This is a genomic window from Janthinobacterium sp. SUN137 (assembly GCF_030587265.1).
Classification (GTDB): Bacteria; Pseudomonadota; Gammaproteobacteria; order Burkholderiales; family Burkholderiaceae_D; genus Janthinobacterium; species Janthinobacterium kumbetense.
The window spans coordinates 1-23,644 of the sequence record NZ_JAPWHZ010000004.1 but is presented as its reverse complement, the minus strand read 5'-3'; the positions used below and the strand labels follow the sequence as shown (position 1 = coordinate 23,644).

The 23,644-nt window shown below is 61.9% G+C and carries 20 protein-coding genes and 1 rRNA gene; 9 read left to right on the top strand and 12 right to left on the bottom strand.

Annotated features, from left to right (window positions below):
- Window positions 1-79: 79 nt before the first annotated feature.
- The 9 genes from bioB to O3298_RS20490 form a co-directional block, all read right to left on the bottom strand.
- A complete protein-coding gene (gene bioB / locus O3298_RS20530; protein WP_099666034.1) occupies window positions 80-1,126 on the bottom strand; it encodes a biotin synthase BioB in 1,047 nt (348 codons plus the stop codon).
- Between the two features lie 32 nt (window positions 1,127-1,158).
- Window positions 1,159-1,950: a dethiobiotin synthase gene (gene bioD / locus O3298_RS20525; protein WP_099666035.1), complete on the bottom strand. Its 792-nt coding sequence runs from the start codon at window positions 1,948-1,950 to the stop codon at window positions 1,159-1,161.
- On the bottom strand, window positions 1,940-3,136 hold the full coding sequence (gene bioF / locus O3298_RS20520) for an 8-amino-7-oxononanoate synthase (RefSeq protein WP_305060415.1): 1,197 nt from the start codon (window positions 3,134-3,136) through the stop codon (window positions 1,940-1,942). The genes bioD and bioF overlap by 11 nt, the downstream gene beginning before the upstream one ends.
- 1 nt (window position 3,137) lies before the next feature.
- Window positions 3,138-4,466 carry an adenosylmethionine--8-amino-7-oxononanoate transaminase gene (bioA, locus tag O3298_RS20515; protein ID WP_305060414.1) on the bottom strand — a complete coding sequence of 443 codons (1,329 nt, stop codon included), beginning with the start codon at window positions 4,464-4,466 and terminating at the stop codon, window positions 3,138-3,140.
- A 19-nt stretch (window positions 4,467-4,485) separates the two neighbouring features.
- Window positions 4,486-5,274 (bottom strand): enoyl-CoA hydratase/isomerase family protein, encoded by a 789-nt coding sequence (locus O3298_RS20510; RefSeq protein ID WP_305060413.1) that lies wholly within the window; start codon window positions 5,272-5,274, stop codon window positions 4,486-4,488.
- A gap of 21 nt (window positions 5,275-5,295) precedes the next feature.
- Window positions 5,296-6,918, bottom strand: a complete 1,623-nt coding sequence (locus tag O3298_RS20505) for a carboxyl transferase domain-containing protein (RefSeq protein ID WP_289918840.1) — start codon at window positions 6,916-6,918, stop codon at window positions 5,296-5,298.
- Window positions 6,919-6,958: 40 nt separating this feature from the next.
- Entirely contained in the window at window positions 6,959-7,411 is a 453-nt protein-coding gene (locus O3298_RS20500; protein WP_305060412.1) for a YchJ family protein, read from the bottom strand.
- A 79-nt stretch (window positions 7,412-7,490) separates the two neighbouring features.
- On the bottom strand, window positions 7,491-8,777 hold the full coding sequence (locus tag O3298_RS20495; protein ID WP_305060411.1) for a D-amino acid dehydrogenase: 1,287 nt from the start codon (window positions 8,775-8,777) through the stop codon (window positions 7,491-7,493).
- Window positions 8,778-8,868: 91 nt separating this feature from the next.
- The gene (locus O3298_RS20490; protein WP_305060410.1) at window positions 8,869-10,206 is read right to left on the bottom strand and encodes a serine hydrolase; all 1,338 of its coding nucleotides are present in this window, start codon (window positions 10,204-10,206) and stop codon (window positions 8,869-8,871) included.
- Window positions 10,207-10,433: 227 nt separating this feature from the next.
- Between O3298_RS20490 and O3298_RS20485 the strand changes: the two genes are divergently transcribed.
- Complete coding sequence (locus O3298_RS20485) at window positions 10,434-11,174, top strand: GntR family transcriptional regulator (RefSeq protein ID WP_077398269.1); 741 nt, start codon at window positions 10,434-10,436, stop codon at window positions 11,172-11,174.
- A 2-nt stretch (window positions 11,175-11,176) separates the two neighbouring features.
- Here the strand turns inward: O3298_RS20485 and O3298_RS20480 are convergent, their stop codons facing one another.
- On the bottom strand, window positions 11,177-12,310 hold the full coding sequence (locus O3298_RS20480; RefSeq protein WP_305060409.1) for a nuclear transport factor 2 family protein: 1,134 nt from the start codon (window positions 12,308-12,310) through the stop codon (window positions 11,177-11,179).
- Between the two features lie 142 nt (window positions 12,311-12,452).
- Window positions 12,453-13,511 carry a helix-turn-helix transcriptional regulator gene (locus O3298_RS20475; protein WP_305060408.1) on the bottom strand — a complete coding sequence of 353 codons (1,059 nt, stop codon included), beginning with the start codon at window positions 13,509-13,511 and terminating at the stop codon, window positions 12,453-12,455.
- Window positions 13,512-13,739: 228 nt separating this feature from the next.
- Between O3298_RS20475 and O3298_RS20470 the strand changes: the two genes are divergently transcribed.
- The 7 genes from O3298_RS20470 to O3298_RS20440 all read left to right on the top strand — a co-directional run bounded on the left by O3298_RS20470 (window position 13,740) and on the right by O3298_RS20440 (window position 21,189).
- Entirely contained in the window at window positions 13,740-14,621 is an 882-nt protein-coding gene (locus O3298_RS20470) for an N-acetylmuramic acid 6-phosphate etherase (RefSeq protein WP_099666046.1), read from the top strand.
- Window positions 14,622-14,666: 45 nt separating this feature from the next.
- Window positions 14,667-15,965 (top strand): MFS transporter, encoded by a 1,299-nt coding sequence (locus O3298_RS20465; RefSeq protein ID WP_305060407.1) that lies wholly within the window; start codon window positions 14,667-14,669, stop codon window positions 15,963-15,965.
- A gap of 90 nt (window positions 15,966-16,055) precedes the next feature.
- Window positions 16,056-17,717 (top strand): glycoside hydrolase family 10 protein, encoded by a 1,662-nt coding sequence (locus O3298_RS20460; protein WP_305060406.1) that lies wholly within the window; start codon window positions 16,056-16,058, stop codon window positions 17,715-17,717.
- Between the two features lie 94 nt (window positions 17,718-17,811).
- Window positions 17,812-18,792 carry a BadF/BadG/BcrA/BcrD ATPase family protein gene (locus O3298_RS20455; protein WP_305060405.1) on the top strand — a complete coding sequence of 327 codons (981 nt, stop codon included), beginning with the start codon at window positions 17,812-17,814 and terminating at the stop codon, window positions 18,790-18,792.
- A complete protein-coding gene (locus tag O3298_RS20450; RefSeq protein ID WP_251349698.1) occupies window positions 18,789-19,589 on the top strand; it encodes an N-acetylmuramoyl-L-alanine amidase in 801 nt (266 codons plus the stop codon). The genes O3298_RS20455 and O3298_RS20450 overlap by 4 nt, the downstream gene beginning before the upstream one ends.
- 83 nt (window positions 19,590-19,672) lie before the next feature.
- Window positions 19,673-20,575 carry a LysR family transcriptional regulator gene (locus O3298_RS20445; RefSeq protein ID WP_251349699.1) on the top strand — a complete coding sequence of 301 codons (903 nt, stop codon included), beginning with the start codon at window positions 19,673-19,675 and terminating at the stop codon, window positions 20,573-20,575.
- Window positions 20,575-21,189: a M15 family metallopeptidase gene (locus O3298_RS20440; RefSeq protein WP_289906094.1), complete on the top strand. Its 615-nt coding sequence runs from the start codon at window positions 20,575-20,577 to the stop codon at window positions 21,187-21,189. Before O3298_RS20445 ends, O3298_RS20440 begins: the two co-directional genes overlap by 1 nt.
- Here O3298_RS20440 and O3298_RS20435 read toward each other — a convergent pair whose 3' ends face one another.
- The gene (locus O3298_RS20435) at window positions 21,190-22,569 is read right to left on the bottom strand and encodes a sodium-dependent transporter (RefSeq protein ID WP_305060404.1); all 1,380 of its coding nucleotides are present in this window, start codon (window positions 22,567-22,569) and stop codon (window positions 21,190-21,192) included.
- A 486-nt stretch (window positions 22,570-23,055) separates the two neighbouring features.
- Here O3298_RS20435 and O3298_RS20430 point away from each other — a divergent pair.
- Window positions 23,056-23,644 (top strand): 16S ribosomal RNA (locus O3298_RS20430); the annotation flags it as partial.

Sequence of the window (23,644 nt, the reverse complement as noted above, 5' to 3'; positions counted from 1 at the left end):
AGCTCGTGGCTGGAAGTTTTTTATCTGAGGTGTCGCGATGAAGGAATGCGCCCTGGTGGGGCGCATTCCGATGGCTGGATCAGCAGCCGCACTTCTCTTTCTGTACCGAGTCCAGCATGGCGCCGCGCGTTTGCAGGCCCAGCTTGTTCAACAGGACGCGGTCGTCTTCCGCTTCCGGGTTGTCGGTGGTGAGCAGCTTGTCGCCGTAGAAGATGGAATTGGCGCCAGCCAGGAAGCACATGGCTTGCACGGCTTCGCCCATCTGGCGGCGACCCGCCGACAGGCGCACGCGCGCCTTCGGCATGGTGATGCGGGCCACGGCGATGGTGCGCACGAATTCGAACGGATCGAGCGCTTCCATGCCGTACAGTGGCGTGCCTTCCACCTGCACCAGGTGGTTGACGGGCACCGATTCCGGATACGGATTCAGATTGGCCAGCTGGGCGATCAGGCCCGCGCGCTGCAAGCGCGTTTCACCCATGCCGACGATGCCGCCGCAGCATACTTTCAAGCCCGCTTCGCGCACGCGGCCCAGGGTGTCCAGGCGGTCCTGGTATTCGCGCGTCGAGATGACGTTGTCGTAGAACTCGGGCGCCGTATCGAGGTTGTGGTTGTAGAAGTCGAGGCCCGCGTTCTTCAGGCGGTCCGCTTGTCCTTCTTCCAGCATACCCAAAGTAGCGCATGTTTCCAGGCCCAGCGCCTTGACCTTGGTCACCATCTCTTCGACTTTTTCCATGTCGCGCTCTTTCGGGCTGCGCCAGGCGGCGCCCATGCAGAAGCGCGTGGCGCCGTTGGCTTTTGCCTGGCGCGCCGCGTCGAGCACCGTGTCGATGTCGAGGATTTTTTTCGCTTCCACACCCGTGTCGTAGCGGGCCGCCTGCGGGCAGTAGCCGCAGTCTTCCTCGCAGCCGCCCGTCTTGATCGACAACAGGGTCGCCAGTTCCACGTCGCCGTCGGGGAAGTTGACGCGGTGGGTTTGCTGGGCCTTGAACATCAGGTCATTGAATGGCAGGTCGAACAGGGCCAGCACGTCGGCGACGGGCCAGGTGGCCGCTTCCGGCACGGTGATGCGCGCCGCAGGGCGGTGCAGTTCGACGGTTTTTGCTGCTTCTTGGACTAAAGACATGGTGATTCCTTCGCTTCTATTTTTTAGCTACATTAAGTGTTGGGATGCTGCGCCGGCCAGTTGGGCAAGCCGGTGAAATCGAGATACGCCGCCGCCGCTTGCGCGCTCGGCTGCGCCAGGCGCGGCACCCTGCCCAGCAGCGGCGCCGGGATGCGCTCGATCAGCGCATCGATATTTTCGTCGAGGAAGCGCATTTCCACTTCCAGCGTGTTGGCGACCCAGCCGACGACCGTCAAGCCGCGCGCTTCGACGGCTTCCACCGTCAGCAAGGCCTGGCTGATGCAGCCCAGGCGCATGCCGACCACGAGGATCACGGGCAGGTCGAGTTGCTGCGCCAGGTCGGCCGAGTCGAAACCGGGCGACAGCGGCACGCGGAAACCGCCCACGCCTTCGACCACCACGGCGTCCGAGGCGGCGGCGATTTCCAGGTAGGCGGCCAGGATGGGCACCGATTCGATGCTGACGCCTTCCAGTGCGGCGGCGATATGCGGCGCGGCCGGTTCCTTCAGCATGTAGGGCGTCGTCAGGCTGCGCAGCATGGTGACGTTGCCGGCCGCGATCAGGCTGTCGGCGTCTTCATTATGCAGTTCGCCGTCGCGCATTTCGGCGCCGGCGGCGACCGGCTTCATGCCGCAGGCGCGCACGCCGCGCGCGACCAGTGCGTGCAGCAGGGCCGACGACGTCAATGTCTTGCCGATTTCCGTGTCGGTGCCGGTGACGAAACAGGCAAAGCGCGAGGGCAGGCCGGCAATGGCCGGAGCCGGCTGCACGGCCGGCGCCAGGTCCGCCAGCACTTCCGCCACGATAGGATCATCAAGGCTCATGGTGAGTCCTTTCCAGGGTGTTGACTGCGTTGATCAATTGCGCCACTTCCTGCGCCGTATGGCCGGCCGACAGGGTGACGCGCAGGCGCGCCGACCCCGCCGGCACGGTGGGCGGGCGGATGGCGCCGACCCACAGGCCCTGTTCATACAGGGTGGCGGCGATGTCCAGCATGTCCGCGTTCTCGCCGATGATGACGGGCTGGATGGCGGTCACCGAGGGCAAGGCTTGCCAGCGTTGCAGCTGCAGGCCGTCGTTCCATTGCGCCACCAGCGCCGCCAGGTGGGCGCGGCGTTGCCGGCCTTCCTCGCCGGCGATGATGTCCAGGCTGGCCAAGAGCGCATGCGCCAGCGCGGGCGCGGCCGCCGTAGTGAAGATGTACGGGCGCGCCTTTTGTATCAGGGTGTCGATCACGGCTTCGTGCGCGCACACAAAGGCGCCGCCCACGCCGGCCGACTTGCCCAGGGTGCCCACGTACACGAGGTAGGGCGAATGCAGGTCGAAGTGTTCGAGCGCGCCGCGGCCGTTGGCTCCCAGCGCGCCGAAACCGTGCGCGTCGTCGACCACCAGCCAGGCGCCGTATTGTTCGCACAGGGCCAGCAGCGCGGGCAGCGGCGCCAGGTCGCCATCCATGCTGAAGACGCTGTCGGTGACGACGATCTTGGTTTTCGCCGTGCTGGCCGCCAGCAGGGCCGCCAGGGCATCGAGGTCCGCGTGCGGATATACGCGCGTTTTCACGCGGGCCAGGCGCGTGCCGTCGATCAGCGAGGCGTGGTTCAGCGCTTCCGAGAAAATCTCCGCGTTCGCGTCGCCCGCCGACAGGGCCGTCAGCACGGCCAGATTAGCCATGTAGCCGGTGCAGAAATACAGGGCGCGGGCGTTTTCCAGGTTGGCGCCCACGAACGTCGCCAGGCGCTCTTCCAGCTGCGCGTGGGCGCGGCCATGGCCGCTGATCAGGTGCGACGCGCCGCTGCCGGCGCCATACAGGTCGGCGCCCTCTTTCAGCGCCGCGACGATGCGCGGATGCGACGCCAGGCCCAGGTAGTCATTGCTGCAAAAGGCCAGCATGTCGCGGCCGTCCACCGTCAGGCGCGGCGCGCACGGCGTGTCGACGGTGCGCCGGCGGCGGATCAGGCTGCGCTCTTCCAGCCCTTGCAGCTGCTGTTGTAATCGGGCGATCAGTTCCATCTCAGGCCCCGATCACATGATTGAAGACGGCCAGGGTCTGCTGGCCCAGGCCCGCGATCTCTGCGTCGTCGAGGATGTACGGCGGCATCAGGTAGACGGTGGAACCGATGGGGCGCATCAACAGTTCGTGTTCCAGCGCCGTGCTGAAGAAGCGGCGCGAGAAATCGGGCGCTGCATCGACGGCGTCAAACGCCCAGATCATGCCCTGCTGGCGGAAATTGTGTACTTTTTCATGCTGCGCCAGCGGCGCCAGCGCTTGCGTGATTTTTGCGGCGCGCACCCGGTTGGCCGTCAGCACATCGTCTTCCTCGAAGATGGACAGGGTCGCCAGCGCGGCGCGGCAAGCCAGCGGGTTGCCCGTGTACGAGTGCGAATGCAGGAAGCCGCGGCGCACGTCGGTGCTGTAGAAGGCCTGGTAGATGTCTTCGCGCGTCATCACCAGCGATAAAGGCAGATAGCCGCCGCTGATGCCTTTCGACAGGCAGACGAAATCGGGCCAGATGCCGGCCTGTTCGCATGCAAAGAAGGTGCCCGTGCGGCCGCAGCCGACGGCGATTTCATCGAGGATCAAATGGACTTGATAACGGTCGCACAGGGCGCGCACCAGCGACAGGTACAGCGGGTCGTGCATGGCCATGCCCGTGGCGCACTGCACCAGCGGTTCGATGATGATGGCGGCGATTTTTTCTGATTTCTGCTGGAACAGCTGTTCCACTTCAAAGGCGGCGCGGCGCGCCACGTCTTGGGCCGATTCGCCTTCGGCCGCCTGGCGAAAGTCGGGCGACATCACCGTCTGCGTTGCGCGCAGCAAAGGGCCGTAGGCATCCTTGAACAGGGCGACGTCCGTGACGGCCAGCGCGCCGATGGTTTCGCCGTGGTAGCTGCCTTTCAGGCAGACGAATTCCTGTTTTTCACTCTTGCCGCTGTTGCGCCAGGCGTGAAAACTCATTTTCAGGGCGATTTCCACGGCCGAGGCCCCGTCGGACGCGTAAAAGCTGTGGCCAAGCACGCCGCCCGTCAAGGCGGAGAGCTTTTCTGACAGCTCGATCACCGGTTCATGCGTAAAGCCGGCCAGCATCGCGTGTTCCAGGCGGTCCAGCTGGTCCTTCAGCTCCGCATTGATGCGCGGATTCGCGTGGCCGAACAGGTTCACCCACCAGGAGCTGATGGCGTCCAGGTAGCGTCGTCCTTCGTGATCATACAGCCAGGCGCCGCGGCCGTGGCTGACGGGGATCAATGGGACCGTCTCGTGGTGCTGCATTTGCGTGCACGGATGCCACACGCTGCGCAGACTGCGTTCGACCCAGCCCGATTGTTTTTCTGCTTTCAAAACTGCTCCAATGATATTGCTAGCCCATGAGCCAACTCGGCTTGCGCTTGTCGAGGAACGATTGCACGCCTTCGCGTCCCTGCTCCGAGGCGCGGATCTGCGCGATGCGCTCGGCGGTGTCCGCCAGCAGCGCGTCGTCGACGGGTTGGCCGACGATCTCGCGCACCAGCGTTTTCGCTTGCGCCACGGCGTGCGGGCTGTTGCCCGTCAGCGCTTTGAGCACCTCGGCCGTTTTCGCGTCCAGCGCGTCTGCCTCGACTACCTCGTGGGCAAAGCCGATGCGCAGCGCTTCCTGAGCGGAGAATCGCTCGGCGGTCAGGAAATAGCGGCGTGCCGCGTTTTCGCCCATGGCCTTGATGACATACGGTGAAATAGTGGCGGGAATCAGTCCCAGCCGCACTTCGCTCAGGCAGAAATGCACGTCTTCCGCAACCAGAATGATATCGCATGCGGCGACGAGGCCCATGCCGCCCGCATAGCAGTCGCCCTGGACCTTCGCCACCACGGGTTTCGGACACAGGTAAATCGTGCGCAGCATCTGCGCCAGCTGCAGCGCGTCGGACTGGTTTTCGGCATGCGTGTAGCCTGCCATCTTCTTCATCCAGTTCAAGTCCGCGCCGGCGCAAAAGGCCGCGCCATTCGCTGCCAGCACGATGGCGCGCACCATGTCGCTGCGTCCCAGGCCCTCGAAGGCGCGCGCTAGTTCGGCGATCGTCGTCTCGTTGAAGGCATTGCGCACGTCGGGGCGGTTCAGGGTCACGGTGGCGACATTGCCTTCGATGACCAGCTTTAAGGTTTCAAATTCCATTATCTTCTCCCTGAATGCCGCTTACATGCGGAATACGCCGAACTTCGTGTCCGGGATTTCCGCGTTCAAGGCGGCCGACAGGCCCAGGCCCAGCACCATGCGGGTGTCGGCCGGGTCGATCACGCCATCGTCCCACAGGCGCGCGGTGGCGTAGTACGGGTGGCCCTGGTGTTCGTATTGCTCCTTGATCGGCTGCTTGAAGGCCGCTTCCTCGTCCGCGCTCCACTGCCCGCCCTTGCCTTCGATACCGTCACGCTTGACGGTGGCCAGCACGGATGCGGCCTGGTCGCCGCCCATGACGGAAATGCGGGCATTCGGCCACATCCACATGAAGCGGGGCGAAAACGCGCGGCCGCACATGCCGTAATTGCCGGCGCCGAAGCTGCCGCCGATGATCACCGTGAACTTTGGCACGCTAGCCGTCGCGACGGCCGTCACCATCTTGGCGCCATTGCGGGCGATGCCCTCGTTTTCGTATTTGCGGCCCACCATGAAGCCCGTGATGTTTTGCAGGAAGACGAGCGGGATCTTTCGCTGGCAGCACAATTCGATGAAATGCGTGCCTTTCAGGGCCGATTCGGAGAACAAGATGCCGTTATTGGCGATGATGCCGACTTTTACGCCATAGATATGCGCGAAGCCGCAGATCAGGGTGGTGCCGTAGCGGGCCTTGAATTCGTCGAAATCGCTGCCGTCGACGATGCGCGCGATCACCTCGCGCACGTCGAACGGTTTGCGCGTGTCGACGGGGATCACGCCATACAGTTCCTGGGTCGGGTATTTCGGTTCGACGGAGTCGCGCAAGGCCATCTGCTGCGGTTTTTTACGGTTCAGGTTTGAGACGATGGTGCGCGCCAGCGACAGCGCGTGCAGGTCGTTCTGCGCCAGGTGGTCGACCACGCCGGACAAGCGCGTGTGCACGTCGCCGCCGCCCAGGTCTTCGGCCGTCACCACTTCACCCGTCGCCGCTTTCACGAGCGGCGGGCCGCCGAGGAAAATCGTGCCCTGCTCCTTGACGATGATCGATTCGTCGCTCATGGCAGGCACATACGCGCCGCCCGCCGTGCAAGAGCCCATCACCACGGCGATTTGCGGGATGCCCTTGGCCGACAAATTCGCTTGGTTGTAAAAGATGCGGCCGAAATGGTCGCGGTCGGGGAAGACGTCGTCCTGGTTCGGCAGGTTGGCGCCGCCCGAGTCGACCAGGTAGATGCAGGGCAGGTTGTTCTGGTCGGCGATTTCCTGGGCGCGCAAATGCTTTTTCACCGTCATCGGGTAATACGTGCCGCCCTTGACGGTGGCGTCGTTGCAGACGATGACGCATTCCTGGCCCGAGACCCTGCCGATGCCCGTGATGATGCCGGCGGCCGGCGCCGCATCGACGCCCTTGGCGTCCTGGTACATGGCGTAGGCCGCCATCTGGGAAAACTCGAGGAAGGGCGTGCCGGGATCGAGCAGCATCTGCACGCGGTCGCGCGGCAGCAGCTTGCCGCGCGCCAGGTGCTTGGCGGCCGCCGCCTCGCCGCCGCCGGCCGCGATTTTCTCGACCTTGTCGCGCAGATCGTCGACGATGGCTTGCATGGCCGCGGCATTGGCCTTGAAATCTTCACTGCGCGGATTGAGTTTGCTTTCGATGTGCGGCATTGCGGTTCCTTTTTATTATCGCCCGGTCTCTCGGGTCGCGCTATTCGGGAAAACTGCCGTCGAGATAAAACCAGCGCAGGGCGCCACCACTGCTATTGTCCGCCTCGCGCACGAAGCGGCTCACTTCATGCAGGCGGTGCGCGCGGCCGTTGACCTTGTAGCGGGCCACGAATTCCACGCTGTCGCGCTGTATCTCTTCGGCTTGATCTGCTGATTCTGCTTTACGTTGACGTAAACGTAAAGCAGATTTTACCTCAAGTCCCAGCCAGTGGACTTTTTCTTCTTCGGCGAATAAGGCGTCGGTGGGACAGGTGCTGGCGTGCCAGGTGGCGCGCAGATAGGGCTCGTCGCGCAAGGTGAAGGCAGTGTAGCGCGAGCGCATCAGGGCTTCGGCCGTGGGCGGCACGGCGTCGCCCGCGATATACGGGCCGCAGCAACTGGCGTAGGAGGCGCCGCCACAGGGGCAGGCGGCAGATGTCGAGGGTGTGGGCATGCGCTGGCAGACAGGGAACGGAAAAGTTCCGCAATTATCCGCCATAAAGGCAGCGGCGCGTGCGCGCCGCCTTGGGCAGCTATTTTTTCGGGCTGAGGAAGTCCAGCGCGAACGGCGGCGCCTTGCCCGCCATGAGGTCGGCCAGGATGCGCGCCGTGCCGGCGGCAAAGGTAAAGCCCAGTGGACCATGGCCCACGTTCAGCCACAGATTGCCGACTTTGCTGGCGCCCACCAGCGGTGCGCTGTTCGGCGTGGCGGGGCGCAGGCCGGCCCAGGCCGTGGCCTGGTCGTAGTCCGCGCCGTGCGGCATGGCTTCGCGCGCCAGCCGCGTCAGGCCGGCGATGCGGTTCCAGTCGATGCTGTTGTCGGCACCCACCATGTCGACCATGGCGGCCACGCGCAGGTCGCCGCCTATGCGCGCATACAGCACCTTGCGCTCGAAATCCGTGATGCTGATCTCGGGCGCCTGGTCCTGTGCGCGGATGGGCGCCGTCAGGCTGTAGCCTTTCAACGGGTACAGGGGCAGGTAGATGCCTGCCGTGGCGGCCAGGTCGCGGCTCTGGATGCCGGCCGCCAGCACATAGTGATCTGCCTGCAACAGGCCCAGGCTGGTGTCGACGCCCGTGACCTTGCCCTTGTGCGTGACGAGGCGGCGCGCCTCGCCTTTCAGCAGGAGGGAAAAGTTCGGGTGCTGCAGCAAACGCGCTTCCAGGGCCAGGCAAAAGGCGTGGCAATCGGCCACGGCTTCTCCTTCGGTAAAAATGCCGCCCGCCAGGGCACCCTGCAGGGCCGCCAGCGCCGGTTCGCGCTGTACGGCTTCAGACGGAGACAGCACGACGCGCGCCTCTTCCGACTCGGGCCGCGCCACGGCCCGTTGAAAGATGGCGGGCGTGCGGTAGACGATGAGTTTACCTGCATCGCGCCAGGCATACGCTTCCGGCGGCACCGTCAACTCCAGCTGCGCCATGCCGGCGCGGCTCCATTCGCCCAGTTGCAGCAGCTTGGCCGTCGTGCGGGCATTGTTGGCGCTGTTGCAATTGCGCAAGAAACTGGCCATCCAGCGCCATTGGCGCCAGTCCGCTTCGGGACGGAAGCGCAGCGGACCGTCTTTTTGCAGCAGCCACTGCAGGGCTTTGAAGGGCACGCCCGCGTCCGCCAAGGGCGCCACATAGCGATAGCTGAGCTGGCCGCCATTGCGGTAGCTGGCGGCGATCGCCACTTGTTCATTGCGTTCCAGTACAGTGACCCTGTAGCCGGCCTCGGCCAGCCACCAGGCCGATGTCAGACCGACGATGCCGCCGCCGATGATGATGACTTGTTGCTGCATGTTGCCTCGCTGCGTTGCGCTCCCATGGTGCGGGAGCATTCGGGAAGAGCTTAGAGGCTGGCCGGTCGGGGAGCCAATGAAACATCATGGTGCAGCCATAACTTTCAGGAATGCACTATTTCGGTGCAAATTATTCATGCTTGCCAATCGCACCACGGTATAGGGTGGTGAGTATCAATTCCTCGCTGCGACCCATGGCGGAATAGATGCCAGGATAGCGTTCGGGATCGCTGCCCGTGCCGCCCACCAGCATCACCATGCCGTTCCGGTTCTTGAAATCGAGCACGAAGGCGGACACCAGGCCATACGCGTCGCCCAAATGGCCCACGGCCGTGAAGCTGGCGCCCTCGACCAGGCCATTGCCCTGCCCCGCCACCGCGTCGAATTGCTGGTTGCCCAGCCCCCAAGCGCGGTACAGGCCCCGCTCGCTGTCGCCATTGCTGGCGTCTGGCGCCAATTGCCATTGCCGGCCAAACATCAGCGCGATGCTGGCCGGCTGCAATAGCTGCTGATCCTGGTAGCGGCCCCCGTCGAGCAGCATTTGCATGACCTTGCCCAGTCCCGCGGCGGAAATGCGCAAGCCGCCCGTGGGACTGAAGACGGTGGCGTTGCTACCGATCACATAGCTGGCCATGCCGGCCGGTGGGCGCTGGTAAAAATCGTCGGCCTGGGCGATCCATGGCCCGTGCGGCTGCCACACTTCCGTTTCCAGCGTGCGCTTGCGGTACAGGGTGGCCGTATTGGCGACCTCTTCCGGGGAAAAGGCGGCCGGGTTGTAGCCGCCGCGCACGTCGAGGGGATCGAGCAGCAGACGGCGCATCAGCAAGTCGAAGCGCTCGCCCGTGACCTTTTCCATCACCGTGCCGATCACGCCCCAGTTCAGGTTGCAATACGTAAAGTAGCGGCCCGGCGCTGCGGCGCGATCCCACATGCTGTCGCCGCCGGCCGTAAACACGTCGCGCAGGCTGCGTTCCGGCCCCCAGGCGTAGCCGCCCGCGTCGCGCAGCGAGGAAGTGTGGCTGAGCAAGCTGCGCAGGGTCAACGGTTGCTGGGGGAAATGCGGGTTGCGCAGGGAAAAGCCCAGATAAATGCCCACGTCCTGGTCCAGGCTCAGCTTGCCCTGCTCGACCAGCCGCATCAGGCCCAGCGTGGTCATCATCTTCGAGACGGAAGCGATGCGGAACAGGGTAGCGGGCGTCACGGGCAAGCTGTCCGCCGGCGTGGCGGCCATGTGCCGGTAGCCAAATTGTTGCTGATACGACACCTTGCCATGGCGGATGGCCAGCACGGACAGGCTGGCCAGCGGGTGGGCCGTATCGTCGACGATGGCGGCCAGCGTGGCATCGAGCGCGCGCGGCCCTACGTTTTGAGAGACCAAGTCGCTGCCGCTGCCGGGCGGGGCGGCCAGCGCGCTCCAGGTCGTGCCCAGCAGCAGCAAGCCCAGTAAACCCGTCATTTTATTGTGCATGTTTCCCTGTTGTCCGATGTGGTGGAGGCGTCACCAGCATAGGGCGCGATGGTTTACATGGCTAATGAAAATTGCTTATTTATCTATAATACAAAGCTATACGTACGGTAAAACATTGTTTTTTTAAGTGTATAACCGTTATTTATGGTCATTTTCCATTTATTCATGGGTGGACGGGCTACGCGCAGGCGCCATCGCTATTACACTAGGAGGACAAGGAGAACTGTATGAGCCAGACCAGCGTAGAACTCAAGGTCGATTTAAATGACAATTCGCCTTTATATATGCAGATCGCCCGCAAGCTGAGCGATGACGTACGCAACGGCCGCTACCAGGTAGACCAGGCCCTGCCATCCGAACGTACCCTGTCCGAACTGCTTGACGTATCGCGCGTGACTGCCCGCAAGGCCATCGACCAGCTCGTCGAGCAAGGTCTCGTCGTGCGCCGCCGCGGCTCGGGCAACTATATTGCCCCGCGCATCGAGCAGCCGCTGTCGAACCTGTCGAGCTTTTCCGAGCAACTGCAGCAGCGCGGCTACCGCCCCGGTTCGCGCTGGCTCAAGCGCGAAGTCGTCATCGCCAGCAGCGATGAACAGCTGAGCCTGGGCCTGGCGCAGAACACGAAAGTGGCGCGCCTGGAGCGCTTGCGCCTGGCCGACGATGTCGTGATGGCGTATGAAGTGAGCGTGCTGCCGTTCAGCGTGGTGCCGGACCCGGATACCATGGGCGACTCGCTGTATGAATACTTGAGCAGCATCAAGAAGGCCCCCGTGCGCGCCTTGCAGCACATCCGCGCCATGAATGCGACGGACGTGCTGGCCAAGCAACTGGGCATCCCCGATGGCCAGGCCGTGCTGTTCATCACGCGCATCGCCTACCTGGAGTCGGGCGAAGCGGTGGAACTCACGCATTCGTATTGCCGCAGCGATCATTACGATTTTGTGGCGGAAATGCGCCGCGCTCCGTAAATCTACTGCTCGATCAGGCGGATCATGGATTCTGCCACGTCGACGGACGACTCCCAGCTCATGCCCGTCACCAGCCGGCCGTCGACCTCGACGTGGCTCTTGCCGTTGGCGCCGTGCCTGAATATGCCGCCATGGCCCTTGATGCTGGCTTCTGCCGAAAAGGGATAGGCCTTGTATACCGGCGATTCCTTGTTGAGAAACGCATCGGGGAACGAGGTGAGCACCTTGCCCTGGATCAGGAAAGTACCGTCACGCAGCTTCAGATTCTTGATGCCCTCGGTGCCATGGCAGATGGCCGCGATCACCCCGCCCTGTTGTTCGTAGATACGCAAGGCGATGTCCTGCAGCGGCTTGTTGTCCGGGATGCCGACGATGGCCGCACCGCCGCCGACGAAAGCCATGCCCGCATAGTCGTCTGCCCTGACCTCGGCGACGGGCTTGGTATGGGCCAGTGCCCACATGAAATCACTGTCGTACAGATGCTTCTTGAGTAGTTCGTCCGACGTGACGATCATTTCCAGGGGAATGGCGCCCCCCTCGGGACTGACGAAATCGACGGCGTACCCTGCTTTGCGAAAGACATCATAGGTATACGCGATCTCCGGAAAATTATTGCCTGCGTTAACCTCTGTGCCGGGATATTGATGCACATTCGACACGACCAGCAGCACCTTGCGTGCCTGGCGCGGGGCTGCCGGCTCGCGATCTGCCGACTTGCTGATGATCTTCCAGTTGCCGGCGATCTTTTTCAACAGAAAGACATCCACATAGCGTACCCCTTGCTGGGGAATGTGGATCTCGGCCTTGGCGGTGGCCACCTTGCCGCTCACATCCACCTTGATCAATCGCCCGTGGCGCCCATTGAATTGCCCTATTTTCTCTTGGGAAAAGAGTTTGGCGTATTCCGGACCGCTCAATTCCCATTCCGCATCGTTTTTGCCGTCCAGATAAAGGCGGGCATTGGCATAAAAGGCCTGGTTGATCTCGCTCTGCACGTTAAAGCTGGTGCCATGCATATACAAGCGCACGGTTTCCCGGATGGCATTTTCGTCCTGGTCCGCGGTTGCGGCGGTGCCGACGGCGGTGATGCTTAACAAGCAACAGGCGAGTATCGTTCGCAATAAAAACTGAATCATGGATGTACCCTGCATGTAGAACTGCGTTTATCGGAGCAACGACTATTTCAGATCGCTGGTGGTCGATAATTTATCGAAATGCAGGGGAATTGATGTCGCCAAACATGATTTCAGACTCCGGAATGGCGATTCCGGAGTGGTTTTACGCGGAAATGGCCCTGGCCGCCTGGCTGGATTGGGCCCGGAAACTGGCGGGAGTCTGGCCAGCCACTTTCTTGAAGGTCGAGTAGAAGGTGGAACTGGAATTGAACCCGCAGCGCTCGGCGACGCTATCCATGTTCCATTGCGGCTCGTCGCTCAATACCTGTTTCGCTTCGGCGATACGGTATTCGTTGACGTAGGTAGTGAAGCTCTTGCCCAGCTTGTCATTCAATACCTGCGACACCTGCGCCTGCGTGCATCCCGCCCGCTTGGCGAGCTGGGCCAGGGTCAGGTTCGGATTCAGATAGGATTTCTGCCCGCTCATCTGTTGTTCCAGCGCGGCGAGCACGGCAAGCGTATCTTCGTGCGTCAGGCGGCTATTCCGGTACTTTTGCTGCGGGTCGGCAGGCGCCAGGATTTCCTTTCTCAGCAGAAAGACCATCACCGCCACATGCAGCGAGAAGGTGAACGACAAGGCGCCGACAATATAGGACGTGAACGGCGTGCTCGCGTATGCCGCCAACATGAGACAACTGCCTGCAAAGACGCTCAGCAGGAGTACGCTGCTGGTCGCCATCCGCTGTCCCTCGTTCCACCATGCGCGGCGGCTTTGCCACAGCAGCCTGGCGGTTGCCAGCAGGTAGCATAGCCAGAACACATGAATGGCATGGCTCGACTGGTTCCACACAGCACGATACTCGGAATACGGAAAGGCAACGCCAATGCCGATCAGCAGGAAGGACAAGCCCAGATGCCAGCGCCATTCTTGTCCGGCAGGCCGTTGCGCCAGCCCGGCGATGAAGGCGCGTACATAGAGATAGGTCAAGGGACCGATCAGCAGGCAGGCCGACAGGCCCAGCTGGCGGAATTCGATGGCGATCGCAGGATTGAAGTAGAGGAAAGCGGACTTGGCGGTGCGCACCCCGACGGCAAGCAGCAATGCCCCCAGCATGCAGTCGGCGAGGCAGCGTGGCCGGCGGCTGAAAAAATAGACGGCCAGGAAAATGCCGTTGATGGCGCCGAGGGCGCTAAACAGGAACAGCAATTGGCGAGCGATCATGGGGCGTGTCGTGGATGTTGGCGTCGAACTGAAGTATAGACATAAACGGGTCTGAAACTTGCCTCTGGGCCACTGAATGAACAAATTCAGCAACTGGTTTGCCGCCGTAGCGAAGTACGCCTAGTTGCACTGGCCATAAACTCCCGTTATGCCCGCCCGCCATCCTTTCATGGTTGATCCCGCTCGTTGGTATTAAACTGGTTTCACGGTCAACCATGTTCTGAAATCATGTTGAAAACTGAAACCCCGAGCCGGCGGCATCCGGACCTGGACCTGTATCCGGTGGAGCAACTGGTGGCGGCGCTGGTCGATGACCAGTTCTGGGCCGTCGAAGCCGTTCGGTTGGCGTCGCCCGGCATTGCTGCCGCCATCACGGCCGCCCTGCCCCGCATCGCGGCCGGCGGACGCCTGCTGTACGTGGGCGCGGGCACGTCGGGACGCCTGGGCGTGCTCGACAGCGTTGAACTCAATCCCACGTTTTCCTGGCCGCCCGAGCGGGCCGTCGCCATCCTGGCCGGCGGCGCGGGCGCCATGTTCACGGCCGTCGAAGGGGCGGAAGATGATTTACAGCAAGGCGAGGCGGACTTGCTGGCCCTGCAGCCGCAGAGCAATGATGTGGTGATCCTGCTGGCCGCGTCCGGCGCCACGCCGTATGTGCTGGGCGCGCTGCTGGCCGCGCGCAAGGCCGGCGCCTTGACGATCGGCATCGCCAACAATGTGGACGCCCCCGTGGCGCATGAGGCGCAATGCGGCATCGTGCTCGACACGGGCACGGAAGTCATTTCCGGCAGCACGCGCCTGAAAGCGGGTACGGCGCAAAAAATCACCTTGAACACGATTTCCAGCGCCCTGATGGTCGGTTTGCACAAAACTTACGGAAACTTGATGGTAGACTTGAAGCCGACCAACGCCAAGCTGATCTGGCGGGCCGTGCGTCTGACCATGCACGCCACCGGCGCCAGCGAAGTGCAGGCCAGAACCGTGCTGGAGCAATGCCACTATCACGTCAAGGTGGCGATTGTTGCCTTGATCAAAAAAATCAACACAAACCAGGCACAGGCATTGTTGGCCGGCGCGGACGGCAGTGTGCGGGCGGCACTGGCGGCGTGATCCGATGGCGCGGCATTCTTCTGTCTGGGAGACAAAGAAGGATGTATGGAGCTTGTGAAACAAACCGCCCCGGCGCGCGCGAATAAGCCGTGGCTGTGGATCCCCTCCCTGTATTTCGGCCAGGGCATCCCGTATGTTGTTGTCATGACACTGTCCGTGATCATGTACAAGAACTACGGTTTTTCCAATACGGATATCGCGCTGTATACGAGCTGGTTGTACTTGCCCTGGGTTATCAAGCCCCTGTGGTCGCCCTTCATCGATATGTACCGCACCAAGCGCTTCTGGATCGTCGGCTTGCAGCTGGTGATCGGCGCCGCGCTGGCGCTGGTGGCCTTGACGACGTCGCTGCCCCATTTTTTCCAGATCAGCCTGGCCATCTTCTGGCTGATGGCTTTCAGTTCCGCCACGCATGACATCGCCGCCGACGGCTTTTATATGCTGGGGCTGGAAGAGCACCAGCAGGCGGCCTTTGTGGGCGTGCGCAGCACGTTTTACCGCCTGGCCATGATCGCCGGCCAGGGCGGCCTCGTGTACCTGGCCGGCTACCTGACGCATGCGACGGGCAATGTGCAACTGGCCTGGTCCGTCGTGTTCGCCATCCTGGCGGGCTTGTTCATCGCCCTCTTCCTGTATCACTATTTCATTTTGCCCAAGCCTAAGGATGACCGGCCCAGCATCCAGGGTGTCGGTATTTCTCCTCTGCAAGAGTTCGTCGCCACCTTTGCCTCCTTCTTCAAGAAGAAGGATATTTTCGTCATCCTGGGATTTTTGCTGCTGTTCCGCCTGGGCGAAGCGCAACTGCTCAAATTGGCCGCACCCTTCCTGCTCGACCCCGTCGCGAAGGGCGGCCTGGGCCTCAGCACGGAACAGGTGGGCCTCGTCTACGGCACCATCGGCGTCATCGCCCTGACCCTGGGCGGCTTGCTGGGTGGATTCATCATTTCCCGCTTCGGCTTGAAACGTTGCCTGTGGATCATGGTGCTGTCCGTCCACTTGCCCGACCTGGTCTTCGTTTACCTGGCCACGGCCTTGCCCAGCAGCATTTATGTGATCGCCGGTGGTATTGCGTTGGAGCAATTTGGCTATGGCTTCGGTTTCGCGTCCTACATGCTGTACATGATCATGGTCTCCGATGGCGCGCATAAAACGGCCCATTACGCCATTTGCACGGGGTTCATGGCCCTGGGCATGATGTTGCCGGGCATGGCCAGCGGCTGGATACAGCAAATGCTCGGTTACCAGCATTTCTTCATCTGGGTGTGCATCGCCACCATTCCTGCTTTCATCATGGCCGCGCTGGTCAAGATCGATCCCGAATTCGGCAAGAAGGCCGAGGCCTGATTCTTTTGAACGGTGCGCCCGCAAGGATGGCGGGCGCACAGTAAAATGCCCCACCGATAGACCTGCGCTCCACCACTGCAAGGAATTGTTTTGTTGTCTACTTTTAAAAAACGCCTGGGCGCCAGCGCCGGCGTATTGGCCGCGCTGGCCACCGCCACATTGCTCAGCAGCTGTACCAGCACCAAGCTGCCTTCCGCAGTGACGCCGGGTGAAGCGGGTTTGCCGGCCGTGCCGCCCGTGCAGCACATCACGGGCGAAGTGCCGCCGCCGGCGCCGCGCGAGTTCCGCGCCGCCTGGGTGTCAACCGTGGCGAATATCGACTGGCCCAGCCGCAGCAATTTGCCGGTCGCCAAGCAGCAAGCGGAAGCGCTGGCCATCCTCGACCGCGCCAAGTCCTTGAATTTGAACGCGATTGTGCTGCAAGTGCGGCCCAGCGCCGACACGATATACCCGTCGCAGCTGGAGCCCTGGTCGGAATACCTGACGGGCAAGCAAGGCCAGCCGCCGTTGCCTTTGTATGACCCGCTGGCCTTCTGGGTGGCCCAGGCGCATGCGCGGGGACTGGAATTGCATGCCTGGTTCAATCCCTACCGTGCCCGCCACGCGACGGCCAAGTCGCCGCTGGCGCGCGACAGTTTCGCGTCCACCAACCCGGCGTCCGTCAAACAATACGGCCGCTACCTGTGGATGGACCCGGGCGACGCCGCCGCTTCCAGGCACACGACGGACGTGGTGCTCGACGTGGTGCGCCGCTACGATATCGATGGCGTGCACATCGACGATTACTTTTACCCGTATCCGATTGACGCGCCAGGCGCCGGCGCCGGCGCGGAAACAGCCGCGCTGGACGCGGGCAATGGCGGCGCCAAGCGCGAACTGCCGTTTCCCGATGAGCCTTCCTGGCAGCAATATCTGCTGGCTGGCGGTCAGCTGGATCGTCCGTCCTGGCGCCGCCAGAACGTCAACCAGTTGATCGAAGCGTTATATACAGGCATTCACCGCGAAAAGAGCTGGGTGCGCTTCGGCATCAGCCCGTTCGGCATCGGCCGCCCGGATCGCCGTCCTGCCGGCATCGTCGGCTTCAGCCAGTACGACAAATTGTATGCGGATGCGGAACTGTGGCTGGCCAAGGGCTGGCTCGATTACCTGTCGCCGCAGCTGTACTGGCCCGTGGCGCAGGCGCCGCAAGCGTTTGGCGTGCTGCTCGACTACTGGCTGGCGCAAAACCCGTATGGCCGCCACGTGTGGCCGGGTTTGTATACGAGTCGCATCGACAATTCCGCCAAGTCCTTCACGCCGCAAGAGATCATCAAGCAGATCGAAGTGACGCGCACGCGCCCCGGCGCGAATGGACAAGTGCATTTCAGCATGGTGCCCCTGATGCAAAACCGCAAGGGTGTCAGCGACCAGCTCAAGGCGAGTGTGTATCAAAGCCCTGCCCTGATTCCCGCCACGCCATGGCTGGGCAAGGAAGCGCCCGCTACGCCCGTGCTGGCCTTGCGCCGCGATTCCACCAGCCTGAACGTCAAATTGGCGGCGGGCGGCGGCAAACCCGTGGCGCAGTACGCCGTCTGGGCCCGCTATGGCGAAGACTGGCGCTTTACCGTGGTCACGGGCGTGCAGGGCGAACTGACCCTGGTCGACGATGCCACCGGCAAGGTCAATGCGGTGGTGGTCAGCGCCGTCGACCGCCTCGGCAATGAAAGCCCCCGCGTCACCGTGCGCGAACCGTTTGCGGCCCCCGCCAAGTAGTTGCTGAGCGTTTATCCGTAGTCCATAACCTGCAGGCATGAAACATGCGCAAGCTTTCATGCCTGCAAGCTCCGCTTGGCTTTACACTCATGCCATGATTTTCTCCCCTGCAACCCATATTGATACTGCCGTGCTCGGGCTGGGCATCGACGCGGGCGGCACGCAGACGCGCTGGGCCCTGGCCAACGGGGACGGCGCCATCGTGGCCGACGGCGTTGTGGAAGGCTTGTCTGCCTTGCAAATGAGCAGCGATGCGGGCCGCGCAGCCGTGCACGCCACGTTTACCCGGCTGTGCCAGGCCGTGCTGGCTGTCGGCCAGCCCCGCGCCGTGGTGGCAGGCTTGACGGGTTTTGGCAGTGACGATGCGGCGCTGGCGCCCATGCTGGCAGAGTTGCTGGCGCTGCACGCCGGTGACGTACGCTTGGGCAACGATATCGATATCGCTTATCGCGACAGTTTTGAACCCGGCGAAGGTTATCTGGTCTACGCTGGCACGGGCTCGATTGCCGCCTGGATCGATGCGGACGGCGGCTTTCACCGTGCAGGCGGGCGTGGCGTGCTGCTCGACGATGGCGGCGGCGGCTACTGGATCGCGCGCGAAGCCTTGCGCCACATCTGGCGCGGCGAAGACGAGGCGCCGGGCGGCTGGCAAGAGTCTCCCATGGCCCAGGCCGTGTTTGCGCAACTGGGCGGCAGCGACTGGTCGCTGTCGCGTGCCTTCATGTATGGCCAGGAGCGGGGCGCCATCGGCCGGCTGGCCCTGGCCGTGGCCGCCAGTGCGGACGCCGACCCGCTGGCGCTGGACATCTTGCAGCGCGCTGGACAGGAATTGGCGCGCCTGGCGCTGGCCCTGACGGCGCGCCATGGTACGCGTCCCGTCGTGCTGGCGGGCCGCGCGGCGCAGTTGCACCCGGCCATCGCGGCTGCCATGCGCGCCGCTTTGCCTGTATCGTTGACGCTGGAGCAGAAAGTTGCCCGTCCACATGAAGCGGCGGCCAGGATAGCCGTCAAGACGGCTGTCAAGACACAGGCCAGCACTGAACATTTTATTAACCCGAACACGGATCTTCCATGAAAAAAATCGCCCTCGCCCTGCTGGTGGCCCTGCTCTCCGCCTGTACCACGCCCGCGCCGCACCTCGACCACAGTTTGACGGCGCGCAGCCAGAGCCCGCGCGTAAAATTCATCGTCATCCATTACACGGTCAGCGACCTGCCCCGCTCGATCAAGATCCTGACGGAACAAGTGGTCAGCAGCCATTACTTGCTGACGGACACGGACAAGCCGAAGTTTTACGTGCTGGTCGACGAATCGCGCCAGGCCAATCACGCGGGTGTGAGTAACTGGAAGACTTATACACAGTTGAATGTCAGCTCGATCGGCATCGAGATCGTCAACCCAGGTTACAAAGATACGCCGGAAGGCCGCCTCTGGTATCCATTCCCGCAGGCACAGATCGATGAACTCATTCCCCTGTTGAAAGATATCCAGGCCCGCTACAACATCGCGCCGGAAAATATCCTCGGCCACAACGAGATCGCCCCCCAGCGCAAGCAGGATCCGGGCCCATTGTTCCCTTGGCGCCAGCTGGCCGATGCGGGCTTGATCGTGTGGCCCGATGCGAATCGTGTCGCTACGCAGCGCCTCATTTTTGAGCAGCAAGTGCCGGACGCCGTCTGGTTCCAGAAAAAGCTGGCCCAGCACGGTTATGCGACGCCGACTACGGGCGTGTTCGACGAAGCGACGCGCAATGTGCTGATCGCTTTCCAGATGAAATATCGCAACAAGCTGTTCGATGGCACGCCCGATGGCGAAACGGCGGCCCTGCTGGAAGTGCTGACGACGCCGGCCCCGGCTGTTGCAACAAAGTAGCATGACCGTTCCAGCCCATGACTTTTTCTTATATGCTGAACATTGACGGCCCTGGCGGCCACGGCAAGGTAAAGGAATAGCTCATGCGGTTGCGTCATATTGAAGTGTTTCACGCCATCATGCAAGTTGGCACCATCAGCGGCGCCGCCCAGGTGCTGCATATCTCGCAGCCGGCCGTCACCAAGGTCTTGCAACATTGCGAATTGCAACTGGGCATGCCGCTGTTCGAGCGCGTGCGGGGCAAGCTGTACCCGAAACCCGAGGCGCACCGGCTGTTTGTCGAGACGGAAAAGCTCAACCGCGATTTATTGGGCATCCGCCGCCTGGCGGCCAGCCTGAAGGGCCACGCGGTGGAAACCATCCGCCTGGTGTCCACGCCGACGATCGCCATCAGCGTCTTGCCGTTCGCCATGACGGAGTGGCGGCGCGACTTTCCCCACACGCGTTGCCAGCTGGCCACCCACCACACTGGCGAGATCGTCAACACCTTGCGCCTCGGTGAAGCGGACCTGGCCGTGTCCCTGCAAGACCCGCGCCATCCGGGCATCGTGGCCGAACCGCTCGCGCATGGCGTCATGACGGTGATCGCGCCCGCCGGCACCTGGCATGCGGCCGATTGCGGCACGCCCCTGACGGCGCATGGCCTGAATGGCGAGCTGATCGGCCATGCCGACAACGATCCGCTGGGCGAACTGGTGGTGGCCGCCTGCGAAGCGCAGGACATTCACCCCGTGTTTTCCACCGTGGTGCAGACCTATCAAATTGCCCGTTCCCTGGTGGAAGCGGGCGCCGGCATGGCCGTGGTCGACCCGTTTACGGCCGCCTCCGGCTCGCCCGAGCGCCTGCAGCGCCGTCCCTGGGCGCCGGCTATCCCCATCCAACTGTATTTATTGACGGCGAGCCATTCGCCGCTGTCGCATGGCGCGCGGCGCCTGGCCGACAGCATCGGCGTGGCGGCGCGCAACTGCCTGGAAAGAGGAGTCTGATGTCTGTTGCAAGTTTGCAATTAGAAGCGGTTGGCAACGATCCGCAATTTCGCCACCTGAGCAGCATCGCCGGCATCGCCGTCGACTTGCGCTATGCCACGCCCGACAATTTCGTCGGCCGCGACTTATACAGCCCCATCGATTGCGCCTGGCTGCACCGCGATGCGGCCGCCGCGCTGGAACGGGCCGTGGCCTGGCTGGCCGCGCGGCGCCCCGATCACCATTTATTGGTGCTCGACGCCTTGCGCCCGCAGCGGGTGCAGCAGCAATTGTGGGACGCGTTGCAGGGTACGGAGTTGCTCGGTTATATCGCGGAGCCGTCGCGCGGCTCGATCCACTCGTTCGGCATGGCACTCGACATCACCATCGTCGGTCCGGACGGAGAGGAATTGGATATGGGCACAGGCTTTGACGACCTGAGTGAGCGCTCGCACCCGGCGCTGGAGCTGGTTTTACTGGAAAAGGGAGAAATTACGCAGGAGCAGGTGGCACATCGCCGATTGTTGCGCGACGCCATGTTCCAGGCGGGCTTCTTCGGCATCAACAGCGAATGGTGGCATTTCGATTGCGGCGACCGGGTGCTAGTGCGCCAGACCTACACCCGGGTACTCTGATTAAAAGACCTTTAATCCCTTCAGCATCACGATCAGGATCAATACGGGCGAGACAAAGCGCAGCAGGAATAGCAACACATGCGCCAAGGTTTGATTCTGCAACTGGCCGTGATTGCTGATCGCATCAATGAAATGGTCCTTGCCCCAGGCCCAGCCTGTAAACAAGGCGATCGCGATGCCACCCACGGGCAGGAAGATATTCGATGAGACGAAGTCGAACAGATCAAACATATTCAAGTTAAATAGCTTGAAGTCTGCCAGGCTGCTGTTACTGAGGGCGCATACGGAGCCGAGCACGGCCAGCAGCAGCATGGTCACGATGGTGGACTTGGTGCGCGTCCAGCCGAAACGTTCATGGAAAATCACGACGGGCACTTCCATTAGCGACAGCATCGCCCCCGTGGCGGCCACGGCAGCCAGGATGAAGAACACCACCATCAGAGCTTGTCCCATCGGTATTTGCGAGAACACGGCGGGGATGGTGATGAACACCAGCGACGGTCCCGCGCTGGGGGCGAAGCCAAAGGTGAATACGGCGGGGAAGATGGCGATGCCGGCCAGCATGGATACGCCGAGGTCGGCCGCCATCACGCGCAAGGTAGTGATGGGGATATTCTGGTCGTCGCGGAAATAACTGCCGTACGTCATCATCGTACCCATACCGACGGACAATTTGAAGAAGGCCAGGCCCATGGCTGTCAGCACGACGGAAGCCGTCAGCTTGGAAAAATCAGGACGGAACAGGAACGCCAGGCCTTCGCCCGCCTTGTCGAGCGACAAGCTGACCGCGCAGAGCAGGAGCAACAGCAGGAACAGCAGTGGCATCAGTTTCTTGGCGATCGCCTCGATGCCCTTGGTCACGCCCAACATCAATATGCCGCCGATAAACACCAACACGCCCCATTGCCACAACAGCGATTGCAGGGGATTGCTGATCAGCGAAGCGAAGGCCGCTTCTGTCACCAGCTTGTCGCTGCTGAGGATGGAACCATCGATGGCCTTGGCGATATAGGCAAACACCCAGCCCACTACCTCCGAATAGAACGCCACGATCAGGAAGGCGGCGATCATGCCGATGACGCCGACCAGCCACCAGGGCTTGCCCTTGGGCGCCAACTGTTCCATGGTGGAGATCGGGTTGACCTTGGCGCGGCGCCCCAGGGTGATTTCCGCGATCATCACGGGCAACCCTACTAATAAGGTGGCGAGCAGATAGATGAGCAGGAAGCCGGCGCCGCCATTGGCGCCCGTCAGGTAGGGAAATTTCCAGATATTGCCGAGACCGACTGCGGAACCGAGGGTGGCGGCGAGCACGCCGAAGCCAGTGGTAAAGCCAGCCCGTTTCAGGGTCAGGCCTGATCCTTGAGCTTGTTGTTTCATGGTGAATCTTCTATGGTGGGACGCGAATGTGCGCTGAGGGGGCGAAATTGTAGCAGTTGGCCGCAAATACCCGGGAAAAGCCTTGCTTCCGCTGGGGCGCTTTGCTATAGTTCGCCTCCCCAATGAGACGCACTGGTTTGCGGCACAAAAGGGACAGCCTTCAGGGGCTGGGTAGTAGAAAAGAAGGTGTTGACGATTGTGCTGAAATGCTTCATACTCTTCCTTCTTCGCAGCTGACAAACACAACGCTTTGTCGATAGCGCGAAAGCAGTAACCGAATACAGTTCTTTAACAATTAACAGTCGATAAGTGTGGGCATTTGATGTAGTGCAGCAGCGATCTTCGGATTGCTGTAATACTTAAAATATCAAATGTTCACAAGAAATAATGAAATAGGATACTTCTTCGGAAGTAGCCTGTCAGTTTTTTGAGTGAGCGACCCGTCAGCAATGACGGTGCCGGTAAAACGGCAAAGTAACAGAGATTAAACTGAAGAGTTTGATCCTGGCTCAGATTGAACGCTGGCGGCATGCCTTACACATGCAAGTCGAACGGCAGCACGGAGCTTGCTCTGGTGGCGAGTGGCGAACGGGTGAGTAATATATCGGAACGTACCCTAGAGTGGGGGATAACGTAGCGAAAGTTACGCTAATACCGCATACGATCTAAGGATGAAAGTGGGGGATCGCAAGACCTCATGCTCGTGGAGCGGCCGATATCTGATTAGCTAGTTGGTAGGGTAAAAGCCTACCAAGGCATCGATCAGTAGCTGGTCTGAGAGGACGACCAGCCACACTGGAACTGAGACACGGTCCAGACTCCTACGGGAGGCAGCAGTGGGGAATTTTGGACAATGGGCGAAAGCCTGATCCAGCAATGCCGCGTGAGTGAAGAAGGCCTTCGGGTTGTAAAGCTCTTTTGTCAGGGAAGAAACGGTGAAGGCTAATATCCTTTGCTAATGACGGTACCTGAAGAATAAGCACCGGCTAACTACGTGCCAGCAGCCGCGGTAATACGTAGGGTGCAAGCGTTAATCGGAATTACTGGGCGTAAAGCGTGCGCAGGCGGTTTTGTA

What these genes read in the sequence shown, in the direction of transcription:
- O3298_RS20500 (WP_305060412.1), bottom strand. Translation starts at nt 7,411, where the DNA reads ATGCCCACACCCTCGACATCTGCCGCCTGCCCCTGTGGCGGCGCCTCC.
- O3298_RS20465 (WP_305060407.1), top strand. Translation starts at nt 14,667, where the DNA reads ATGGAGCTTGTGAAACAAACCGCCCCGGCGCGCGCGAATAAGCCGTGG.
- O3298_RS20510 (WP_305060413.1), bottom strand. Translation starts at nt 5,274, where the DNA reads ATGGAATTTGAAACCTTAAAGCTGGTCATCGAAGGCAATGTCGCCACC.
- bioB (WP_099666034.1), bottom strand. Translation starts at nt 1,126, where the DNA reads ATGTCTTTAGTCCAAGAAGCAGCAAAAACCGTCGAACTGCACCGCCCT.
- O3298_RS20485 (WP_077398269.1), top strand. Translation starts at nt 10,434, where the DNA reads ATGAGCCAGACCAGCGTAGAACTCAAGGTCGATTTAAATGACAATTCG.
- O3298_RS20440 (WP_289906094.1), top strand. Translation starts at nt 20,575, where the DNA reads ATGTCTGTTGCAAGTTTGCAATTAGAAGCGGTTGGCAACGATCCGCAA.
- O3298_RS20470 (WP_099666046.1), top strand. Translation starts at nt 13,740, where the DNA reads ATGTTGAAAACTGAAACCCCGAGCCGGCGGCATCCGGACCTGGACCTG.
- O3298_RS20450 (WP_251349698.1), top strand. Translation starts at nt 18,789, where the DNA reads ATGAAAAAAATCGCCCTCGCCCTGCTGGTGGCCCTGCTCTCCGCCTGT.
- O3298_RS20495 (WP_305060411.1), bottom strand. Translation starts at nt 8,777, where the DNA reads ATGCTCCCGCACCATGGGAGCGCAACGCAGCGAGGCAACATGCAGCAA.
- O3298_RS20505 (WP_289918840.1), bottom strand. Translation starts at nt 6,918, where the DNA reads ATGCCGCACATCGAAAGCAAACTCAATCCGCGCAGTGAAGATTTCAAG.
- O3298_RS20490 (WP_305060410.1), bottom strand. Translation starts at nt 10,206, where the DNA reads ATGCACAATAAAATGACGGGTTTACTGGGCTTGCTGCTGCTGGGCACG.
- O3298_RS20480 (WP_305060409.1), bottom strand. Translation starts at nt 12,310, where the DNA reads ATGATTCAGTTTTTATTGCGAACGATACTCGCCTGTTGCTTGTTAAGC.
- O3298_RS20455 (WP_305060405.1), top strand. Translation starts at nt 17,812, where the DNA reads ATGATTTTCTCCCCTGCAACCCATATTGATACTGCCGTGCTCGGGCTG.
- O3298_RS20475 (WP_305060408.1), bottom strand. Translation starts at nt 13,511, where the DNA reads ATGATCGCTCGCCAATTGCTGTTCCTGTTTAGCGCCCTCGGCGCCATC.
- bioF (WP_305060415.1), bottom strand. Translation starts at nt 3,136, where the DNA reads ATGGAACTGATCGCCCGATTACAACAGCAGCTGCAAGGGCTGGAAGAG.
- O3298_RS20445 (WP_251349699.1), top strand. Translation starts at nt 19,673, where the DNA reads ATGCGGTTGCGTCATATTGAAGTGTTTCACGCCATCATGCAAGTTGGC.
- bioD (WP_099666035.1), bottom strand. Translation starts at nt 1,950, where the DNA reads ATGAGCCTTGATGATCCTATCGTGGCGGAAGTGCTGGCGGACCTGGCG.
- O3298_RS20435 (WP_305060404.1), bottom strand. Translation starts at nt 22,569, where the DNA reads ATGAAACAACAAGCTCAAGGATCAGGCCTGACCCTGAAACGGGCTGGC.